Origin of the sequence: Haloferax sp. Atlit-6N, from assembly GCF_003383195.1 — an archaeon.
GTDB lineage: Archaea > Halobacteriota > Halobacteria > Halobacteriales > Haloferacaceae > Haloferax > Haloferax gibbonsii.
The window spans coordinates 1-453 of sequence record NZ_QEQJ01000344.1 but is presented as its reverse complement, the minus strand read 5'-3'; the positions used below and the strand labels follow the sequence as shown (position 1 = coordinate 453).

Sequence of the window (453 nt, the reverse complement as noted above, 5' to 3'; positions counted from 1 at the left end):
GTTCGATCCCGAGGACGTTCATCAGCGCCAGTGGAATAACGATGTCCGAGAACGCGGAGATGACGACTGCGATAGAGGGCACGAACACGCGGAACATCGCGAAGACGAGCACGCTCATTCCGAGGAAAGCGACGCCGAGTCCGCCGAGCGCGAGGACCTGCGTATTAGAGCCGAAGCTCGCAGACACCGACGAGACGGACCGGACATCCAGCCCCGCATCTTGCGCTTGGCGCTCTAACTCGGCTGCGCCGACCGAGCCCGCCTCCGATTGGAAGGTGATGACGTAGACGTTCTGTGCCGGGACCGAACGGATGGTCTCGGGCTCGGCCGAGAACGCCTGTCTGATCTGTTCTTCGGCCGCCGAGTTGGCTGACCGCGTTGAGATTGGGGATCGAGATGGATCACCGAAGACGCGCGAAGCGATCACGGCGCTGCTCTTCGAGCGCAGCGTTC

General features: G+C 62.7%; 1 pseudogene. It reads right to left on the bottom strand.

The window, feature by feature from the left end:
• Window positions 1-427, bottom strand: a pseudogene (locus tag DEQ92_RS22665) (hypothetical protein); the annotation flags it as partial.
• Between the last annotated feature and the right edge of the window lie 26 nt (window positions 428-453).